The organism is Limnofasciculus baicalensis BBK-W-15 (genome assembly GCF_024178385.1).
Classification (GTDB): Bacteria; Cyanobacteriota; Cyanobacteriia; order Cyanobacteriales; family Coleofasciculaceae; genus Limnofasciculus; species Limnofasciculus baicalensis.
Genome location: NZ_JAMZMM010000655.1, coordinates 1 through 1,663, shown reverse-complemented (window position 1 = coordinate 1,663; position 1,663 = coordinate 1). Strand labels below are relative to the sequence as shown.

The following is a 1,663-nucleotide window of genomic DNA, read 5'->3' as shown; positions in this document are numbered from 1 at the left end:
AAACTCAAAACTCTCCCCTCCACTCCCCACTCCCCACTTCCCACTCCCCACTTTCCACTTTCCACTTTCCACTTTCCACTTCTTTGAGAAATGTCACATAATGCAAAGGAATTTGAAGAGAAATCAAAGGGTCATGTTGTAGCGGATACAAAGTGCTAATGTAAAGGTATTCCTCCAAGAGTAGTCATCCTAGTCTCCACGATCAGTAACCCAGGTCTAAAGACATGTGGCTCTCCATGAGTAATCGTGTCGAGCCGTACTGAGCAGATCGCTCGCAAGAGTAGCCGTTATTTGAGTGCTGAAAACTCAAAACTGAAAAATGTATATCTATTGGCAATTATTTTGCCGTTTCTAAATGCCGCATCTAAAGATGGAGTAGTCAGTATGAAGCTTGTGATCCAAGGCAAAAATATTGAAATCACTGAAGCAATCCGTGAGTATGTGCATCAGAAAATTGAAAAGGCGGTGAATCACTTTCAGAATATTACAACTGAAGTTGATGTACATTTATCTGTAGCTCGCAACCCTCGGATAACTTCTAAGCAGAATGCTGAAGTGACAATTTATGCTAATGGAACAGTAATTCGTGCCCAAGAGGGGAGCGAAGATTTGTATGCCAGTATCGATCTGGTTGCAGATAAGATTCAGCGACAATTGCGGAAATATAAGGAGAAATTACTTCATAAGAAAACCCACGATCAACCCAAAACTGGTGCAATCCTCGAGGAATCACCACTAATAGAATCACCACTAATAGAAGATTTGATTGGGGAGCGTACTCCCGAACTTCCTAGTGAAGTCGTGCGGATGAAGTATTTCGCCATGCCACTCATGACGATTGAGGAAGCCTTGGAACAGTTGCAATTAGTAGATCACGACTTCTACATGTTCCGCAATGCTAAGACAGGTGAAATTAATGTGATGTACGAACGTAACCATGGTGGATACGGAGTCATTCAGCCCCGGAATGGTAACGGTCATACTAATCAGAAAAATGGTAAGACAGCCCATGATGTTGATACTGCATCAGAAAAATCTGCCATTGTCTAAATTACCTTGATAAATAGCCGCTATTAAATCCAATCTGATTTAATAGCGGCTTCCTAATTCAAAACTCAAAACTGCTAATTCACCCTAACTCGGAAGCGCACAAATCCTGCATTATTGGGCACAGCATTAGGAATATCTCCTAACTCCAATAACACAGATCCATTTGGGTTATTAAAATTAGGACAAGGATTGCTAACCGGAGTCAAAGGGGGTAAAAAGTTTTCATTGCTTTGAATTGTCTCTTTCCCACCCAGATTTAACAAAATTCCACTCCCTAGTCCAAAACCATCAGGGATAAACGTTGTGCCATCAGGAATCGCATCACAGATTTGTACATTCTTAAGAGTTTCAGCACCATCAGAAAGAAAATAGATGGTGTAATCGATTTCATCTCCACTTTCGAGTATTGTCTGATTCCCAAGGGTGGCAACTCCTTGAAAAGGAATTCTGGCTGCGGCAAAACCATTCCTAAATATGATTGCTTCTGAAGGATCTGTTACAGGATTAGAGAAGTCAATTCCAGGCAATAAACTTCCACCTCGTATCACTTGAGTTATCTCCTTAATTAATCGCAGGCGTGGTCCAGATGTGCCGATTGGCACAATTGTGGGAC

Annotated in this window: 1 protein-coding gene and 1 pseudogene; one reads left to right on the top strand and one right to left on the bottom strand. The window is 41.6% G+C overall.

Features of this window, described 5'->3' with window-relative positions:
* Positions 1-384 precede the first annotated feature (384 nt).
* A complete protein-coding gene (gene hpf / locus NJ959_RS29195) occupies positions 385-1,050 on the top strand; it encodes a ribosome hibernation-promoting factor, HPF/YfiA family (protein WP_254015263.1) in 666 nt (221 codons plus the stop codon).
* 74 nt (positions 1,051-1,124) lie between these two features.
* Here hpf and NJ959_RS29190 read toward each other — a convergent pair.
* Positions 1,125-1,663, bottom strand: a pseudogene (locus tag NJ959_RS29190) (isopeptide-forming domain-containing fimbrial protein); the annotation flags it as partial.